Here is a 16,915-nt window from a genome sequence, read left to right as displayed (position 1 = left end):
GGGCCGCATGCGAATCTCCGTTCTGGGGTCTTTGGACGCCGAGCTCAGGGGCGTTCCGATCCTGCCCACGGCGGCGAAGCCGCGGCAGATCCTGACACTGCTCGCCATCTACGCCAATCAGGTCCTGCCGGTCTCCGCACTGATGGAGGAGATCTGGGGGGACGCCCCGCCGCGCAGCGCGCTCACCACGCTGCAGACGTACATCCTCCAGCTCCGCCGCTGCATGGAGAACGCGCTGCAGGGCGAACCCGGCGGCTCCAAGGAAGTGCTGCTCACCCGGCAGGGGGGCTACCTCCTGCACGCGGAGCCCGGCAGCATCGACGTCCACGAGTACGACCGGCTGTCCTCCCTCGGCCAGCGCGCCTACGACCGCGACGACAACCAGAAGGCCGCGGAGCTCTTCCGGGAGGCCCTCGGCCTCTGGCGGGGTCCCGCTCTGGTCGACGTGCGGACCGGGCCGCTGCTCGAGATCGAGGCGATGCGGCTGGAGGAGAGCCGCCTCGGGGTGCTGGAGCGGCGCAACGACGTCGAGCTGCGGCTCGGCCGCCACGCCGAACTGCTCACCGAACTCACCGCGCTGACCGCCCGGCATCCCTTCCACGAGGGTCTGCACGCCCAGTCCATGGTGGCCTTCTACCGGGCGGGGCGGGCCTCCGCCGCCCTGGAGGTCTTCCAGAACCTGCGCGGCCACCTGGTGGAGGAGCTGGGCATCGAACCCTCACAGCGTCTGCAGCGTCTGCAACGGGCCGTGCTCGGCGGCGATCCGGCGCTGGACATCGACCCCGGTACCGGGCGGGTGCTCGACACCTTCACCGGGTGACTCCGCAAGGAGGAACCGTGCGCGTGCTGTTCTCAGGAGGCCTCGGCATGCCGGCCGTACTGCGACTCGTCCTGCTCGCCAGGGCGGTCCAGGCGGCCGGCCACGAGGTCCGCTTCTGTTGTCCGGCCCGGGCCCGCCACCGTGTGGCCCGGGCCGGACTCGTACCGGTCCTGGCCACCCCGCAGCAGTTCCGCCGGGCCTGGCGGCCCGACCTGGTGGTGCACGATCCGCTGTGCCCCGAGTCGACCGCCATGGCGGCCCTGTCCGGGGTGCCCACGATCGGCTACCTTCCGTACGCCCACCCGCCGTTGGCGCCGCGGCCGACCGTCTGGATCGACCCCTGCCCGCCGCCGCTGCGGGAGCGGCCGCAGCCCGGCGCCTGGCCGGTGCGCTGCGACGCCTACGAGCTGCCGCGCAGGCCGGCGCACCGGCTCACGGGCTCTGCGCTGATACCGCGCGTCTGCATCACCGGGGTGCCGGTCGGGTCCCGGCCGGAGGACCGGCGCCGGGCGCGGCTCTTCCGGCGGGTCGCCGAGGGCGTCGAGAGCCTCGGCCTGCAACTCCTCGAACTGACCGGCGACGACCATCCCTGGAGCCTGCTGCTGCCCGGCTGCGTCGCGGTCGTGCACGGCGGCGACGAGGGGGTCGTGTACGCGGCGGCCCGGTTCGGCATCTCCCAACTGGTGCTGCCCGCGGGGGAGAACGAGCGGCGGGCCGGAGCGCGCCTGGAGGAGGCCGGCATCGGCCGCTGTCTCTCCGCCGACGAGCTGGCGGGCGACCCCAGCATGCTGCGGCTGCGCTTCCACCTCGCCGAGCTGGTCAACGGCGGCCGGGTGCTGCCCGAGGCGGCCCGTCTCGGCCTGTCCGTCGCCCGCATGCCGCGGCCCGAGGACCTCGTCCCGGACATCGAGGCGCTGATGCGCTGACACGCAGGGCTCGCGGAACGGCGGACGGCGGCGGCGCGGCACTCCGTGGGAGTGGCACGCCGCCGCCGTGCGGCCGCGGTGGCTGACGCGGGGTCAGGCGGCCGCCTTCGCCCGCGCTCCGCGCCGCGAGCTGCCGAACCGGCGCACGAGCGGAGTCTCGACCAGCCGGTGGAGCAGCCAGGACAGCAGCACCGCGCCGACGGCCGCGCCGGCCAGCAGGGCGAAGCCCTCCGTGGTGGAGTACAACTCCGTGCCGAGCTCCTTGCGGAGCCGGGCCAGCACGATGTAGTGCAGCAGGTAGAAGGCGAAGGAGACCTCGCCCAGCCAGACCATCGTGCGGTTGCGGAACAGGGTGAAGCGGCCCTCGATGTCCGCGGTCGCCGCGGCCGCGATCAGCAGCACGATCGGGATGATCATGGTGGCGCGCTGCCCGTAGAAGGCGGGCAGGTGGAACGTGAGCCAGTACCCGCCGGCCAGCAGCACGAACGACGGGATCATGCCGATGTTGCGCCAGCGCCCGTGCTTGACCGCGAGCGCGACCAGGATGCCGAGGGCGAAGTCGACCACGCGGACCGGGGGCAGCACATAGTTGAACCAGTACGCGGTGGCGGCGAGGTCCTGGCCACTGGGCACCAGCGGGGCCTTCGGGAACGCCGTGTACGCCACCACCGGGGTGGCCCACACCACAGCGATCGCTCCGGTGATCCAGTACTTCAGGTGACGGGGCGGGACGCGCCGGAACGCGGCCAGCAGCAGCGGGAAGCTCAGGTAGAAGACCGCCTCCACGCCCAGCGACCAACTCGGCGGGTCCACACTGAAGTTGGTGTAGTACTCGGGCACCCACACCTGGACCATGAAGAAGTTGGCGACGGCGTTCCCGGTGGAAGTGGAGTCACCGGCGAAGAGCATCATCGCGAGCACCCAGGCGACCACGTAGGTCGGGTAGATCTTGACGAATCTCCGCCGCCAGAACCCCGTCGTGGTGTCCTTGTCCCGCGCGGACCAGGTCAGTACGAATCCGCTGAGCACGAAGAAGAACGACACGGCGGGTCCGCCGGCCTGGTCGAACCAGTGGAACAGCCGGAACTCGGTACGGTCGTCGGCCAGCAGCCGCAACGACGGAATCGGTATGAAGGCGTGTGCGGCGAACACGGCCAGCGCGGCGAGGAAGCGCAGGCCGGTCAGGGACGGCAGCCGGGAGATCTGGGCACGCTTCGGCTCGGCGGCTTCGGCGGCCCGGGGACCCGGGCTGCGTTCTCCGGCGGGCGCGGAGCCGGTCAGTACGTGGTCAACGGCCATGGGACTTCCGTTCTCGGGTGAGGTCCTGCGGTGGTCTGTCCTGCGGGGCGGGACGGGGCTGGCGCCGTCGGGCGACCACGGTGACCGGGCGGGACGTTCACGCCTGTCATCGGGGCTTCTCCTCGACCGGGAGCACCATCGCTTTTTTTGTGGGGAAAACAGTGCGACGGGCCCGCGCCGTCGGGGGATGTGCGGCGCGGACCCGTCGGTCCGGATGCCCTGCTGCGGGCGGGCCTCCCTGGCCTGCGACCGTCGCCGGCGCGGTGGGCAGGAGACCTCTGTCCGGGCGGCCGGGGAAGGACCCCAGTCTGCCGGTCGGCTCTGGAAAACGGCTCGAACGCCGGTCGGCGGACCGGGCCCCGCTCAGCGGGGCCCGTCGGGGCGCTCCGGGACAAGACGCTGCGGCGCCGTCCAGGTGAGGCCGATCGACTCGCAGGGAGTGGAAGGCCCGGCCCAGGGGTCCTCGCCGTGGATGTCGAGGATCTGCTCGCGCAGCCACAGGTCGAAGGGGTCCTTCGACTCCGCCCAGCGCTTCCTGGTCCGCTCCGGGTCCGCGGTCTCGAACTCCACGATCACGTAGTCCCGGTGGGGCCGCGGGTCGATGCGCAGCGCCTCGTGGGTGATGCCGAGCCGCCGCCGGGAGGCCTCGTACTCGCGCAGCCGCGGCCCCTGCAGCTCCTGGGTGAGCCGGTGCCAGGCCATGGGCTTGCCGTTGCGCAGCGGCACGGTGCGCACCACGGACCGGGTGCCCTGAGCGCTGCGCCGGCCGCCCTTGCGGGGCGCCAGCATCCGCAGGCCGAGCGCGGAGAACAGGTTGGACGACACTCCGTGCGCCCAGCGTTCGGCGATCTTGCCCTCCTCGTCGAACCGCCAGAGGACGATGCCGACGGAGACGAACGAGCGGCCGGTGGGCGCGACGCCCAGCAGGTCGCCGAGGTGGGTGCCGCGCCAGGTGTTGTGGATGACGACCATGTCGCCGTGCGCGCTGATGTCCTCGATGGTGACGTGGAAGTCGGGGAACGCTTCCCGCAGTCCGCCGATGGTGTACTTCACCCCCTCGGCGCCCTGGGGCGCGCCGGGCAGGCCCTCGTGGTCGACGACGTCCGGCCGGTAGAGCTCTTCCACGACCGAGAAGTCGCCCTGGTTGACGAACTCGGCGAAGACGCGCCGGATGCTCGCCTTGTTGCGTTCCTCGGTGCTCTCCCACGCCAGCAGCGCGGGGTTCGTGGTGGTCGCAGTGGTCACAGCAGCAGTCCTCTCATCGTCCTGGGCGTCTAGGAGCGCGCTCACGCCGCGGTGCGCGCGGCGTTCGGGGCCCACCGCGTGGCATAGGCGACGTGTTCGTTCTCCGTGGTGTGCAAGGTGCGGGACCAGCCGAGTTTCAGCACCCGGTCGCGGAGCCAGATGGCGGCCGGGTTCTGCAACGCGCCCATCACACCGATGCGGTGGGCGAGCAGCTGCATCGGTCGGGTGCGCTGCTGCCGCTCGGCCTCGTAGCCGCGCAGCGCCTCGGTGACGGTGGCCCCGGGCGCGGCGAGGTGCTCGGCCAGCACGAGGGCGTCCTCGACGGCCAAGCAGGCGCCCTGCCCGATGTTGAAGCTGACGGCGTGCGCGGCGTCGCCGAGCAGGGTGACCCGGCCCCGTCCCCAGACCGGGTCGGGCTTGCGGTCCACCACGTCGCCGCGCAGGATGCTCTCCGGCACGGTGGCGTCGAGGATCCGCCGCACCGGGTCGACCCAGCCGGCGTGCCGGGCACGCAGCATGTCCAGGGTCTGCTCGGGGGTGCCCTTGTCGCGTCCGCCCGCGGGGCCGTTGGCGACGCTCATCCAGTGCACGACGCCGGGGGCGATGTCGTAGTACGTGAAGCGGGTGCCGGGGCCGAACAGGGCCTGGAAGCTGCCGGGTTCGAACTCCTCGGGGCTCATCTTCGCGTGACCGCGCCAGGCGATGTAGCCGGTGTAGTCGGGCGGCTGGGAGCCGAGCAGGCCGGCGCGTACGGCGGAGTGGACGCCGTCGGCGCCGATCAGCAGGTCCCCTTCCTCGGAGGTGCCGTCGGCGAAGTGCAGGCTCACCCCGTCGGCGTGCTCGGTGTACCCGGTGACCTCGGCGCCGGTGACGATGGGCGCGTCCACGGCGTCGCGCAGGATGCCGTGCAGGTCGGAGCGGCCGATGGCGACCGTGGGCTGCCCGTAGCGCTCGATGAACTCGCCCACCGGATACGTGCCGATGGCCCGGCCGGACGAGGTCGAGAAGCGGCACACGGACTGGACGGGGGCGATCGCGGTGACCTGCTCGGCGAGTCCGAGGTGGGCCAGGGCGAGCATGCCGTTGGTGAAGATGTGCAGTCCCGCGCCGCCGTCGCGCAGTTCGGGCGCGCGCTCGAAGACGACGGACTCGATGCCCTGTTGCTGGAGGGCCAGAGCGGTGGCGATGCCGCCGAGCCCGCCGCCGGCGATCAGGACCCGGCGGATGGGCCGGGGTGCTTGTGCGGACATGTCTTTCTCCCGGGAGTGGGGGCGGATGGCTTGCGTGGAGACGGGGCGTCAGCGGTTCAGCGTGGGCATCTCCTTGGCCGGGTAGCGCTCGCCGGCCGTGATGCCGTACGGGGCGATGGAGTCGATCGCCGCCAGGACGTCGTCGGTGAGCCGTACGTCGCTCGCGGAGACGTTCTCCTCCAGATAGGTGCGGCGCTTGGTGCCGGGGATGGCGACCACGTCCTGGCCGCGGGAGAGCACCCAGGCGAGCGCCAGGCGGGTCACGGTGGTGCCGGACGCGGCGGCGAGATCGCTGAGCTGGTCGACCACGGGCAGGTTCCGGCGGATGTTCTCGCCCTCGAAGCGGGGCGCGATGCGCCGGAAGTCGAAGCCGCCGTCGGGGATGTCGGTGGTGTCGCGGATGGTGCCGGTCAGGAAGCCGCGGCCGAGCGGGCTGTAGGCCACGAAGCCGATGCCCAGCTCGCGCGTGGTCTCCAGCACGCCGTTCTCCTCGACGTCGCGGGTGAACAGCGAGTACTCGGTCTGTACGGCGGTCAGCGGATGCACCGCGTGGGCCCGCCGGATGCTCTCGGGGCTCGCCTCGGAGACCCCGAGGTGGCGGACGAGTCCGGCCTCGACGAGCTCGGCGAGCGCGCCGAAGGACTCCTCGACGGGGACCTCGGGGTCGACCCGGTGCAGGTAGTAGAGGTCGAGGTGGTCGGTGCCCAGGCGGCGCAGAGTGCCCTCGATCGCCCGGCGGATGTAGTCGGGGCGCCCGTTGGCCCGCCACGTCAGCTGGCCGTTCTCGTCGATCTCGCTGCCCACCTTGGAGGAGAGCACGACCTCGTCGCGGCGCCCGGCCACGGCACGGCCGATCAACTCCTCGTTGCCGAACGGGCCGTACATGTCGGCGGTGTCGAGCAGGGTGACGCCGAGCTCCAGCGCCCGGTGGATGGTGGCGAGTGCTTCCGTCGTGTCCGCTTCGCCGTAGCCGATCGTCATGCCCATGCAGCCGAGCCCCTGGGCGGAGACGTCGAGGCCGGGCTTTCCCAGCGTGCGGTATCCGATTGCCATGCGATGTGTCTCCTTGGAATCAAGCATTACGTCTGAATGGGCTGCGACGTGCTGGGGAACCGTTCAGGCCGGGGCCGGTGCCTGCCAGGTCACCGAGAGGCCGGTGTAGACGTACCGGCTGGCCTCGATGCCGAGCAGCACGACGCGGTGGCCGGGGCGGATGCGCCCCGAGGTCCAGCCCGCGTCCAGGGACAGCGGCACCGCGGCGGAACCGGTGGCCCCCACGTCGGCCAGGTTCTCGACGATCCGCCCGGTGAGCGCCTGGTTCTCCTCGGCGGTCAGACCGGCGCTCTCGTACTCGCCGGCGAAGTAGTCGGCGTTGCCCTCCGGCAGCACGATCGCGTCGAACTCGTCGAGCGGGCGGCCCTCCTTGCGCGTCAGCTCCTGGATCGCGCGGACGAACACCTGCGGCCCGAACGACGAGGTGCCCGGCACGTCGATCTTCATCTGGATCAGCTGGCGGCGGCGCAGCTGCTCCGCCTGCGACACGTCCGTACCGCCGCCGATGATCTCCATCCCCGGCTTGCGCAGGCCGCCCACACAGGCATTGACGAAGGTGGACGGGTCCGCTTGTGCGCCGGTGGAGTCGTCCGTGGCCTCGGCCCGCAGCACCACGGCTCCCGCGCCGTCGCCGAACGTGTACAGCGTCAGCCGGTCCCGCATCCGCACGCGTGCCGCGTCCTTGCCCAGGAAGAGCGGCGCCATCAGCGGCGAGACGGACTCGCTGCCCACCACGAGGGCGGTGCGCGCCGTCCCGTCGGACAGCTGCCGCCTGGCCAGGTCGAGTGCCTGCACCCAGCCCGCGCAGGCCCCGCGGATCTCGATCGCGGCGGCGCTCTCCAGACCCAGATAGTGCTGCAGGGTGGTGGCGACATTGGGCAGCGTGTACTCCGGCGTCGCCGTGCACACCACGATCAGGTCGACGTCGCCGGGCTCCAGACCGGCCCGTTCCAGGGCCTGGCGGGAGGCCCGCTCGGCCATCCGGCTGTTGTTGATGACGTGCTCGCCGGTGGCCGGGTCGATCATCCAGTACCGGGTCTTGACCTGGATTCCCTCGAGGACGTCGTCGGGCAGCGGCCCGACGTACTTCTCCAGCGCGGCGTTGTCCAGCGGTTCACCGGGCACGTAGCCGCCGGTGGAGAGGATCTTCACGTCGTACGCGGTGGTCATCGGCCGGACTCCGTTGCGTGCAGGGGGGCGGGGGACAGGACGAGCGAGGTGTGGGTGCCGCCGAGGGACGAGCTGTTGACCACGACGGGGCGGTGGGTGCGGCCGTCGCGCCAGGCGCCGACGGCGAGGACCGCGGACAGGTGGGCGCCCGCGCCGGCCGGCTCGCCGAGCACCCGCTTCGGGGTCTCCAGGCGTACCCGGTCCAGGTCGAACACCCGCTCCACGGCGGCCCGTTCGGGACGGTCGGCGGCGGCGAGACCCGCCGCGTTCGCCCAGACGGCCCCGACGTCGTCGGGGCGCAGCCCGGCGCCGTCGAGCGCCGCGCGCATCGCCCGCTCCACACCCTCGCCCGACGGGTCCCAGCGGCCGACGCCGCAGGCGTCCGAGACGGTCGCGTGGCCCAGGACCACGGCATGGATCGGGGCACCGCGCCGCTCGGCGCTCTCCCGGCGCTCCAGGACCAGCGTGATGCCGGCCTCGGCGAGCGTGTACCGGCGCCCGGCCGCCGTACCGAACAGCGGGATGCCGCGGTACGCGTCCAGCGTGCCCGGCGAGAAGGCCTCCACCGCGGGTACGAGGATGCGCGTCGCGCGACCGGTGCGCAGCATGTCGTACGCGGCGCCCAGCGCGGCGGCGCCCGCCGCGTGGCCCGAGGTCAGCGTCGACGTCGGCCCCTTGGTTCCGAGGGCCATGGCGACCTGACCGGCCGCACCGTTGTACACGGTGGCCGGGAACACGGCCGGGTTCGCGGCCTGCGCGCCCCCGGACAGCACCGGCGCGGTGAACCGCTCGCTGCTCTCCATCGGCCCGATCCCGGTGCCGACCACCACGCCGGTGGCGGCCGTGGCGGCCGCGTCGCCGTGCGCGTCCGCGCTTTCCAGGGCGGCCCTGCACGCGGCGACGGCGAGCTGGGAGACCCGGTCCATGCGCCGGCGCTCCCGGGCGGTGCCCGCGGCCGACGGATCGAACTCGACCCGGGCCAGGCGCAGTCCGTCCTCGGGAACACCCTGCTGTTGCCCGGCCGCGTACGCGTCCCAGAGCGCCTCGGCGCCCTCGCCCGCCGAGGTGATCACACCGAAGCCGGTGACCACGACGTCGTCGGGACCGGAGTCGGGAGCCGGCACGGCGGGCCCGCCGGGGCGGGCGAAGGCGACCGTGGCGTTGGCCCCGGCGAACCCGAAGTTGTTGGACAGTGCGGTGTCCAACACCATCGGGCGGCCCGCCCCCGCCACCGGGTCGAGACCGCACTGCGGATCCTCCCCGGCGAAGGAGGCGGTGGGCGGCGCCACCTGGTCGCGCAGCGCGAGGACCGTGACGATGCCCTCCACCGCACCGGCACCGCCGAGCAGATGGCCGATCAGTGACTTGGTGCTGGACAGCGAGGTCTTCTCGGCGGCGTCGCCGAACGCGGCACGCACCGCGTTGCTCTCCGCCGCATCGTTCTTCTGCGTGCCGGTGCCGTGCCCGTTGACGTACCGGACGTCGTCGGGGGTCAGGCCCGAGGACGAGAGCGCCGCCCGGATCGCCCGCGCCGCGCCCTCCCCCTCGGGGTGCGGCGCCGTCGGGTGGTGGCCGTCCGCGGACAGGCCGTAACCCAGCACCTCGGCGACGACCGGGGCGCCGGTCCGCTCGGCCGCCTCCTGCGACAGCAGCACGAGCATGCCGCTGCCCTCGCCGAGCGACAGGCCCGACCGGCCCTTGGAGTAAGGGGCGGCAGGCTGCACGGAGAGCGACTCCAGGCTGCTGAACCCGGCGAACGCCGACTCGGTGAAGGCGTCGCTGCCGCCCACGAGCATCGCGTCCGCGCGGCCCGCCCTGATCACGTCCAGGGCGTGGGCCAGCGCGTGCGCGCTGGACGCGCAGGCCGTATTGGCGCTGAGCACCGGACCCTTGAGGCCGAACGCGGCCGACAGCGCCTCCGCGGCGGCCTGCGGCGGTACGAACGTGTACCGGCGCCAGTCGGGAGTGCGGCCCTCCTGGACCGCGCGCAGGGCGAGTTCGGCGCTGCGCCAGCCGCCGTGGCAGGTGCCGTACGAGACGCCCCAGCGCTCGGCCGGGATGTCCGCGCCGACCGTCAGGCCCGAGGCGGCCATGGCCTCCTCCGCGGCGGTCAGCGCGAAGTCCACGGAGGAGTCACGGACATCGGAGCCCGGGGCGTAGTCGTAGGCGGGGGAGGGGCGTTCGGTGATCTCGCCGCCCACGGTGGTCTGATAGCCGTCCATGGGCAGGCCGCGCACGGGCGAGATCGCGATCCGCCCCGCGCGCACCCCCTCCCACAGGGCCTCGGCAGAACCGCCCTGCGAGGTGATCGCGCCGACGGCGGCGATCACGACGCGGACGGCCTGGTCAGGAACGACACTCATGCCTCTGCTTCCCTTTCTGGATAGGCCTGTTGGGCCGCTCACGCGGGCCTGGACAGGCTGAGGGCCACGGCCTGGCCCTCGATGCCCCGGGCCAGCGCCATCGCGTGGGCTGGCCTGACCTCCCGGGCGCTGCCGCGGACATGGTCCAGAGCGCACGCCAGGTCGGGGTTGTCGAGGTTGAGCGTCGCGGGCAGCGCCCCGTTGTGCAGGGCCAGCGCGCACACGGCGGCGTTCAGCGCACCGGCGCCGCCGACGAGGTGACCCGTCTGCGGTTTCACGGTGCTCACCGGCACGGACGCGGCGGCCGCGCCGAGCGCGGTGCGCAGTCCCGTGCTCTCCGAGGCGTCACCGAGCCGGGTGCCCGAGCCGTCGGCCGCGATGTAACCGAGGTCGTCCGCGGAGAGCCGGGCGTCCCGCAGCGCGTGCCGCACCGCCCGGGACAGGCCCCGGCCCTGGGGGTCGGGCGTCGGGGGCGTACCGCTGTCGTGGCCGGCGCCGAAGCCGGTCAGCTCCGCGTAGATACGGGCGCCGCGGCGCAGCGCCGCCTGCTTCTCCTCCAGTACCAGCAGTGCGGCTCCCTCGCCGGGGACCGCTCCGCTGCGCTTGCGGTCGAAGGGCCGGTACGCCGCCTGCCCGAGTTCGTTGCGCGTGGTCAGCACGCCGAGCCGGTCGAGCAGCGTCATCGCCCACCAGTCGGTGGCGTCCTCGTAGCCGCCCGCGATCACCATGTCCGCGTCCCCGCGGCGCACCGCGCGCATGCCCCGGCCGATCGCGGTGGCCCCCGCGTCGGCGCCACCCGCGAAGAACGCGCTGGCGCCGCGGATGCCGTACGTCTGCGAGATGTTGAACACCGCGCCGGGCTGCAGTCCTTCGACGAAGAAGAGCGGCGGCATGATGACGTCCGCGTGCCGGCCGAGGTGCGCCAGGTCGGCCCGGCCGTCCGGGCGGCGGATGACCTTCAGCTCCTCGATCAGCTGGTCCATGCGGCCGATCGACTTGTTGCCCCCGAGATAGAGGCCGGCCCGGTGGCCGAGCTCATCGCCCCCGGCCTGGTTGTGCGGCAGGCCCGCGTCGTCGAGGGCGAGCCGGGCGGCGGCCAGCGCGAGGCGGTCGCCGCGGTTGATGGTGCGCAGCTGGCGCTTGCTGGCGAACCGGGTGGCGTCGAAGTCGGGTATCTCGCCGCCCAGCCGGGTCTGCAGCGGCGACGGGTCGTAGGCCCGGATCGGGCCGATCCCCGACTCGCCCGCGACCATCGCCTTCCAGTTGGCCTCAGGGCCCTCCCCCAGGGCGGTCAGCAGGCCGATGCCGCTGACGACGACCTGGCGTCCGGTGCCGCTCATCGGTGCTCCTCCGTCTCCTCGTGGGATGGTCATCGCTCCGCCTTCTCGGCGCGCTCGTCCTCGTAACGCCCCACGACCAGGCCGACGTTGGTGCCGCCGAACGCGAAGGCGTTGATGAGGGCGTGCCGCACGTCCTGCTTGCGCGCCGTGTTGGGTACGTAGTCGAGGCCGAGCTTGCGGTCGGGGGTCTCCTGGTTGATGGTCGGCGGCACGAGACCGTGGTTGATCGCCCCGATCGAGGCGAACACGCTCAACGCGGCGCCCGCCGAGGTGAGGTGACCGGCCATCGACTTGGGCGAGCTGACCAGCAGCCGCTGGGCGTCGTCGCCGAACACCTTCTTGATCGCCGTGGTCTCCGACAGGTCGTTCCCGTGGGTGCTGGTGCCGTGTGCCGCGACGTAGTCGATGTCGGCCGGTTCGAGACCGGCGTCCGCGATCGCGGACTGCATGGACTCGATGGCCCCGCTGCCGTCCGGCGGCGAGTCGGTGACCCGCCAGGCGTTGAGGCTGGTGCCGTACCCCAGGATCTCGGCGAAGATGTGCGCCCCGCGGGCGCGGGCCGACTCCAGGTCCTCCAGGACGAAGGCGACGCCGCCCTCGCCGAGGACGAACCCCGACCGCTTCCCGTCGAAGGGGCGGCTGGCCCGCGTGGGGTCGTCGTTGTACTCCTTGGTCAGGGCCCCCAGCAGGCTGAAGCCCACCAGGTCGAGCCAGGACGTCAACGAGTCGTAGCCGCCCGCGAGCATGAGGGTCGCGTCGCCCTCCTGAAGGGTGCGGAAGGCCTCACCGATGGCGTGCGCGGACCCCGAGCAGGCGGTGGACACGCCCAGCATCGGGCCGGTCGCGTCCAGCATCCTGGCCATCGCGGCGGTGGGGATGCTCTGGCTGTACGACAGCGCGTCCGAAGGCGCGTACGGGAAGAACGCGTCGCTGCGGCCGGTCTCCTCGCGCAGCGCCCCGACGTCCACCAGCCACTGGAGGTTCGGGCGGTCACAGCTGCCGCCCATGGCCACGCCCATGTCCGCGCCGTCGTACGTGTCCTTGTCGACGCCCGCGTCGCGCAGCGCCTCCCAGGCCGCGCCCACGCCGAAGGTGCCGGGCCGCAGCAGATGCCGCAGGCCGACCGAGGCGGGCACGGCGTCGGCGAGGTCGAAGTCCTTGACCTCACCGGCGATGGTCACGTCGTGGCCGGTGGTGTCGATCGAGGTCAACTGCCCTACACCGCTGCGTCCTTCGGCCAGGCCCTGCCAGGTGCTCTCGGCGTCGTTGCCGAGCGGCGTGACGGCGCCCATGCCGGTGACGACCACTCTGCGGTTCATCGCAGCGCCTCCGTCCCCGGCATCGGCCGGCTGCCGGCACGGTCGATCAGGTGGGACCGCATCATCGGTCTCCCTCGGTCGTGGACCGCCCCAGGCCGAGCTGCGGGGTCCGGCCGTCAAGCCTCATGCCGATCGTCTCCTTCTGCAGTGTGTGTGCTGTGGCGGGTGCCGTGTCCGGCGTCGTGAGGGTGGGCGGCGCGGAGTCGGAGGCCGTGTCGGGCGGGTCCCCGAGGCACAGGCACACCACGACGGCCTGGGCCACGGCGAGACCTCCGCTGTGGCTCAGGGAGATGTCGATCTGGTGCATGCCGAGGGCCTGGGCGACGGACTCCACCTCGCCGTGCAGCCGTACCCGGGGGCGCCCGGCGCGGTCGTTGACGACCTCGATGTCCGTCCACTCCATGCGCGAGGTCATCCCGGTCCCGAGGCACTTGATGACGGCCTCCTTGACGGCCCAGCGGCCCGCGAGGTGCTCGCCGGTCCGTTTGCGGCGGTCGCAGTAGGCCAGCTCGCGCGGGGTGAACACCTGCTCCCGCAGGCCGGGTTGCGAGGCCATCAGGTCCTCCACCCGGGCCACCTCGGTCAGGTCCATGCCGGTGCGCACCTGCACGGGTGGCGGGCCGGGGCGGCCGGGAGACCGCCCCGCGCCCGGCTCACGCAGCGGCTGCGGCGAGTGAGGCACGCTCGGCCACCAGGTCCGTCAGGTTCTGCACGGTGAACAGGGTCAGTACCTCGTCCGCCGTGAGCTTTCCGGCGAGTTCCTGCACGTCGATCTGGGGCAGGGACTTCTTGAGCTGCGCCAGGCCGACCTCGTTGATGATGTCGTCCTCGTCGGCGAACTCCTCGTCGGGGATACCGCCCTGGAGCAGTTCGGCGATGTCCGCGACCTTGATCTTCACGTCCGCGGCCCGCTCGATGCGGAACAGGACGTCGAGCAGGTCGATGGACTCGGCGTCCAGGTCACCCAGCAGGGTGGCCTCGGGCACGACCTCATCGAGGTCGATGCCCAGCGCGTCGGCGACGGCTTCCTGGACGATGGTGGAGAAGTCTTTCCCCGCGTACGACATGTGTTCTTACCCTTCGTGAACAGTTGTTGCTGATGGACGGGCCGGGATGGTGCGCAGGGCGGGCGGCTGTCGAGGTGTCAGGACGCCACCTGCTCCTGCCAGGCCTGCGAGCCCAGCGAGGAGTAGAGCGCCGTCAGGCGGCGCGGGTCCCCGCTGGAGCGGGTGACGACCTCGTCGAGCGTCAGGCGGGCGAGCCCGCTGAGCACCCGGCCGGGGCCGATCTCGGTGTACGCGCTCACCGGGTGCCGGGCGGCCGTGCGCAGCACCTCGACCCAGCGGACCGGGCCGGTGAGCTGGCGCCGCAGCAGTTCCCTGGCCTCCTCGCCCGAGCGGACGTAGGTGCCGGAGACCGAGCTGATCACCGGCAGGACCGGATCGGCGAACGGCCGGGCGGCGAGCGCCTCGGTGAACTCCTCCTCCACCGCCTGCATCAGCGAGCAGTGGAAGGGGGCGCTCACCTTCAGCGGCACGACCCGCTCGGCGCCGACGTCCAGCGCGACCCGGCCGGCCTCCTCGACGGCGCGGGCGTGCCCCGAGATGACGGTCTGCAGCGGCTCGTTGTAGTTCGCGACCTGGACCAGGCCGAAGCCGTCGGCGTCGGCGCAGGCGGCCAGCACCTTGTCCGCGGGCAGGCCGAGGACGGCCGCCATCGCGCCGGGCACCTCGGCGGCCACCTCGCCCATCAGCCGGCCGCGCAACTGCACCAGTTCCAGGGCCGATTCGAGGGACAGCACGCCCGCGGCCACCAGGGCCGGGTACTCGCCGAGGCTGTGGCCCGCGGCCGCCTCTGGCCGGTAGCCGGCCGTCCGCAGCAGCTCCCACACGGCGAGGCTGGTCGTGGCGATCGCGGGCTGGGTGATCTCGGTGCGGGCGAGTTCCGCGGCGCTTCCTGTCGAGCAGATCTGCGCCAGCGGCAGGTCCAGAATCTCCTCGGCACGGGCGAACAGCCGCCGGGCCGAGGGATAGCTGTCGAGCAGGTGCGCGGCCATGCCGGGCCGTTGCGATCCCTGCCCGGGGAACATGGCCAGGCAGCCGGTCAGCGTGCCGTGGCCGTCGAAGCCGGTCCGACCGGTCATCAGGTACTCCTTCCATGGGTGGATGCGGGGGTGCGCTGCCAGCCGGCCGCGTCGGGCGCGGTGGCCGGCTCGGGCCGGTTCCAGGCGGCCGGCCTGCCCCAGCCGAGGCCGGCGGCCTGCGGCATCTCCAGCGGGCCGGGGGCACGGCGCATCGCGGTGAGCGCGACCAGCAGCGCGGCCAGTTCCTCCGGCGTCGGGTTGCCCCGCAGCACCGACAGCGAGGGGCCCGGTCGGGTGCTCACAGCGGCTCGTTCCCGTGCTTGCGCAGCGGCTGCCTGGCCCGCTTGGTGCGCAGCATGTCCAGGGACTTGATCAGCACCCGCCGGGTGTCCGCCGGGTCGATGACGTCGTCCACGTGACCGCGCCGGGCGGCGACGAAGGGATTCATCAGCTGCTCGGTGTACTCGGCGACCAGCTCGCGGCGCACCTTCGCCCTGTCCGGTTCCGCCGCCGCGTTGATCTGCCGGCGGAAGATGATGTTGGCGGCGCCGTCGGCGCCCATCACGGCCGTCTGGTTGGACGGCCAGGCGAACGACAGGTCGGAGCCGATCGACTTGGAGTCCATGACGATGTACGCGCCGCCGAACGCCTTGCGCAGGATCACCTGCACGCGCGGCACCGTCGCCTCGCAGTACGCGTACAGCAGCTTCGCGCCGCGTCGGATGATCGCGTTGTGTTCCTGTTCGGTCCCGGGCATGAACCCCGGCACGTCGACCAACGTCACGAGCGGGATGTTGAACGCGTCGCAGGTGCGCACGAACCGTGCGGCCTTCTCCGACGAGTCGATGTCGAGCACCCCCGCCATGGCGGCGGGCTGGTTGCCGACGATGCCCACCGTGTGGCCGTCGAGACGGGCCAGGGCGCACACGATGTTCGGCGCCCACCTCTCCTGGACCTCCAGGTAGTCGCCGTCGTCGACGATGTGGCCGATGACCGTCCTGATGTCGTACGGCGTGCGGTCGTCGACCGGCACCAGGCGCAGCAGCTCCTCGCAGCGCCGGTCCGGTTCGTCCAGGGGCCTGGTGTACGGGGCCGTCTCGGCGTTGTTCGACGGCAGGTAGGAGAGCAGCTCCCTGACGCCCTCGAAGCAGGACTCCTCGTCCGGGGCGACGAAGCTCGCCACGCCGGTTCGCGTGCCGTGGGTGTAGGCGCCGCCGAGCTCCTCCTGCGTGATCTTCTCGCCGGTCACGGCCTGCACCACGTCGGGCCCGGTGATGAACATGTTGGCCATGCCCTCGACCATGAACGTGTAGTCGGTGAGCGCGGGGGAGTAGACCGCGCCACCCGCGCAGGACCCGAGCACGACGCTGATCTGCGGCACCACGCCCGATGCGCGGACGTTGCGGGCGAAGAGCTTGCCGAAGCCCGCCAGGGCGTCGATGCCCTCCTGGATGCGGGCGCCGCCGCCGTCGTTGAGCCCGATGACCGGGGCGCCCACGGAGTCGGCGAGGTCGAGGAGCTGGTGGATCTTCGCGGCGAACGTCGCGCCGAGCGCGCCGCCGCGGACCCGGGCGTCATGGGCGAAGACGAAGACCGTACGGCCGTCGACCTCGCCCCAGCCGGTGACCACTCCGTCGCCCTCGGGGTGGGAGTCCTCCATGCCGAAGCCCGTCGCCCGGTGCTCGGCGAACAGGCCGAGTTCGGTGAACGTGCCCGGGTCGAGCAGCGTGTCGATGCGCTGACGGGCCAGCAGCTTGCCCTTGGAGAGATGACGGGCGTCGGCCTCCGGGTCGTGGCCGAAGTGGGCCTCCGCCCGGCGGGCGGTGAGCTCGTCGGTCAGATCCGTCATCGTCGCGGTGCGTGCGGGTGCCGCCGGCGTGCTGTCGAGGTCGGTCTCGTCGAGGTCAGGCAGCACGGCCTGGGGAGCGTCCGGAAGAGCCATTGCGGTCCCTCTCTGTCCTGCCCTGTCGCTTCGGGGCCTTCGCAGCAACCCTCGAACACGGGGATGGGCGCGGACCTTGAGCGCCTCTTGACGAAACTGGAGCGC

Annotated in this window: 15 protein-coding genes; 2 read left to right on the top strand and 13 right to left on the bottom strand. The window is 72.6% G+C overall.

From position 1 onward, the window contains the following. The first annotated feature begins 7 nt into the window (after window positions 1-7). The gene (locus tag ACIREE_RS38140) at window positions 8-820 is read left to right on the top strand and encodes a BTAD domain-containing putative transcriptional regulator (RefSeq protein WP_404163190.1); all 813 of its coding nucleotides are present in this window, start codon (window positions 8-10) and stop codon (window positions 818-820) included. A gap of 23 nt (window positions 821-843) precedes the next feature. Further along, window positions 844-1,746, top strand: a complete 903-nt coding sequence (locus tag ACIREE_RS38135; protein WP_404163187.1) for a glycosyltransferase — start codon at window positions 844-846, stop codon at window positions 1,744-1,746. Between the two features lie 93 nt (window positions 1,747-1,839). Here ACIREE_RS38135 and ACIREE_RS38130 read toward each other — a convergent pair whose 3' ends face one another. The 13 genes from ACIREE_RS38130 to ACIREE_RS38070 all read right to left on the bottom strand — a co-directional run bounded on the left by ACIREE_RS38130 (window position 1,840) and on the right by ACIREE_RS38070 (window position 16,810). Beyond that, window positions 1,840-3,045: an acyltransferase family protein gene (locus ACIREE_RS38130; protein WP_404163185.1), complete on the bottom strand. Its 1,206-nt coding sequence runs from the start codon at window positions 3,043-3,045 to the stop codon at window positions 1,840-1,842. Between the two features lie 363 nt (window positions 3,046-3,408). Further along, complete coding sequence (locus ACIREE_RS38125; RefSeq protein ID WP_404163182.1) at window positions 3,409-4,290, bottom strand: ester cyclase; 882 nt, start codon at window positions 4,288-4,290, stop codon at window positions 3,409-3,411. 41 nt (window positions 4,291-4,331) lie between these two features. Beyond that, window positions 4,332-5,540, bottom strand: coding sequence for an FAD-dependent monooxygenase (locus ACIREE_RS38120; RefSeq protein WP_404163180.1), 1,209 nt, complete (start codon window positions 5,538-5,540; stop codon window positions 4,332-4,334). A 48-nt stretch (window positions 5,541-5,588) separates the two neighbouring features. Then, window positions 5,589-6,593: an aldo/keto reductase gene (locus ACIREE_RS38115; RefSeq protein WP_404163177.1), complete on the bottom strand. Its 1,005-nt coding sequence runs from the start codon at window positions 6,591-6,593 to the stop codon at window positions 5,589-5,591. Window positions 6,594-6,656: 63 nt separating this feature from the next. Beyond that, the gene (locus ACIREE_RS38110; RefSeq protein WP_404163174.1) at window positions 6,657-7,763 is read right to left on the bottom strand and encodes a 3-oxoacyl-ACP synthase III family protein; all 1,107 of its coding nucleotides are present in this window, start codon (window positions 7,761-7,763) and stop codon (window positions 6,657-6,659) included. Then, the gene (locus tag ACIREE_RS38105; RefSeq protein ID WP_404163171.1) at window positions 7,760-10,126 is read right to left on the bottom strand and encodes a beta-ketoacyl synthase N-terminal-like domain-containing protein; all 2,367 of its coding nucleotides are present in this window, start codon (window positions 10,124-10,126) and stop codon (window positions 7,760-7,762) included. Before ACIREE_RS38105 ends, ACIREE_RS38110 begins: the two co-directional genes overlap by 4 nt. 38 nt (window positions 10,127-10,164) lie before the next feature. Beyond that, window positions 10,165-11,466: a beta-ketoacyl-[acyl-carrier-protein] synthase family protein gene (locus tag ACIREE_RS38100; RefSeq protein WP_404163168.1), complete on the bottom strand. Its 1,302-nt coding sequence runs from the start codon at window positions 11,464-11,466 to the stop codon at window positions 10,165-10,167. Window positions 11,467-11,495: 29 nt separating this feature from the next. Next, the gene (locus tag ACIREE_RS38095) at window positions 11,496-12,785 is read right to left on the bottom strand and encodes a beta-ketoacyl-[acyl-carrier-protein] synthase family protein (RefSeq protein WP_404163165.1); all 1,290 of its coding nucleotides are present in this window, start codon (window positions 12,783-12,785) and stop codon (window positions 11,496-11,498) included. Window positions 12,786-12,846: 61 nt separating this feature from the next. Beyond that, a complete protein-coding gene (gene acpS, locus ACIREE_RS38090) occupies window positions 12,847-13,467 on the bottom strand; it encodes a holo-ACP synthase (RefSeq protein ID WP_404163162.1) in 621 nt (206 codons plus the stop codon). Beyond that, window positions 13,439-13,852, bottom strand: coding sequence for an acyl carrier protein (locus ACIREE_RS38085; RefSeq protein WP_404163159.1), 414 nt, complete (start codon window positions 13,850-13,852; stop codon window positions 13,439-13,441). Before ACIREE_RS38085 ends, acpS begins: the two co-directional genes overlap by 29 nt. A gap of 77 nt (window positions 13,853-13,929) precedes the next feature. Beyond that, window positions 13,930-14,928 (bottom strand): ACP S-malonyltransferase, encoded by a 999-nt coding sequence (gene fabD, locus ACIREE_RS38080; protein ID WP_404163156.1) that lies wholly within the window; start codon window positions 14,926-14,928, stop codon window positions 13,930-13,932. After that, entirely contained in the window at window positions 14,928-15,170 is a 243-nt protein-coding gene (locus ACIREE_RS38075; protein WP_404163153.1) for an acyl-CoA carboxylase epsilon subunit, read from the bottom strand. Before ACIREE_RS38075 ends, fabD begins: the two co-directional genes overlap by 1 nt. Then, entirely contained in the window at window positions 15,167-16,810 is a 1,644-nt protein-coding gene (locus ACIREE_RS38070) for an acyl-CoA carboxylase subunit beta (RefSeq protein ID WP_404163150.1), read from the bottom strand. Before ACIREE_RS38070 ends, ACIREE_RS38075 begins: the two co-directional genes overlap by 4 nt. Window positions 16,811-16,915: the final 105 nt, after the last annotated feature.

Source organism: Streptomyces sp. NPDC102467, assembly GCF_044765445.1.
In the GTDB taxonomy this organism is placed as follows: domain Bacteria; phylum Actinomycetota; class Actinomycetes; order Streptomycetales; family Streptomycetaceae; genus Streptomyces.
Note: the sequence above shows the minus strand (reverse complement) of the source record. Positions and strands in the feature narration are given on the sequence as shown.

Excerpts from the sequence above, each read along its gene's own strand:
- ACIREE_RS38085 (WP_404163159.1), bottom strand. The coding sequence starts at position 13,852 with ATGTCGTACGCGGGGAAAGACTTCTCCACCATCGTCCAGGAAGCCGTC.
- ACIREE_RS38115 (WP_404163177.1), bottom strand. The coding sequence starts at position 6,593 with ATGGCAATCGGATACCGCACGCTGGGAAAGCCCGGCCTCGACGTCTCC.
- ACIREE_RS38095 (WP_404163165.1), bottom strand. The coding sequence starts at position 12,785 with ATGAACCGCAGAGTGGTCGTCACCGGCATGGGCGCCGTCACGCCGCTC.
- ACIREE_RS38130 (WP_404163185.1), bottom strand. The coding sequence starts at position 3,045 with ATGGCCGTTGACCACGTACTGACCGGCTCCGCGCCCGCCGGAGAACGC.
- ACIREE_RS38120 (WP_404163180.1), bottom strand. The coding sequence starts at position 5,540 with ATGTCCGCACAAGCACCCCGGCCCATCCGCCGGGTCCTGATCGCCGGC.
- ACIREE_RS38105 (WP_404163171.1), bottom strand. The coding sequence starts at position 10,126 with ATGAGTGTCGTTCCTGACCAGGCCGTCCGCGTCGTGATCGCCGCCGTC.
- ACIREE_RS38070 (WP_404163150.1), bottom strand. The coding sequence starts at position 16,810 with ATGGCTCTTCCGGACGCTCCCCAGGCCGTGCTGCCTGACCTCGACGAG.
- ACIREE_RS38110 (WP_404163174.1), bottom strand. The coding sequence starts at position 7,763 with ATGACCACCGCGTACGACGTGAAGATCCTCTCCACCGGCGGCTACGTG.
- fabD (WP_404163156.1), bottom strand. The coding sequence starts at position 14,928 with ATGACCGGTCGGACCGGCTTCGACGGCCACGGCACGCTGACCGGCTGC.
- ACIREE_RS38100 (WP_404163168.1), bottom strand. The coding sequence starts at position 11,466 with ATGAGCGGCACCGGACGCCAGGTCGTCGTCAGCGGCATCGGCCTGCTG.
- ACIREE_RS38140 (WP_404163190.1), top strand. The coding sequence starts at position 8 with ATGCGAATCTCCGTTCTGGGGTCTTTGGACGCCGAGCTCAGGGGCGTT.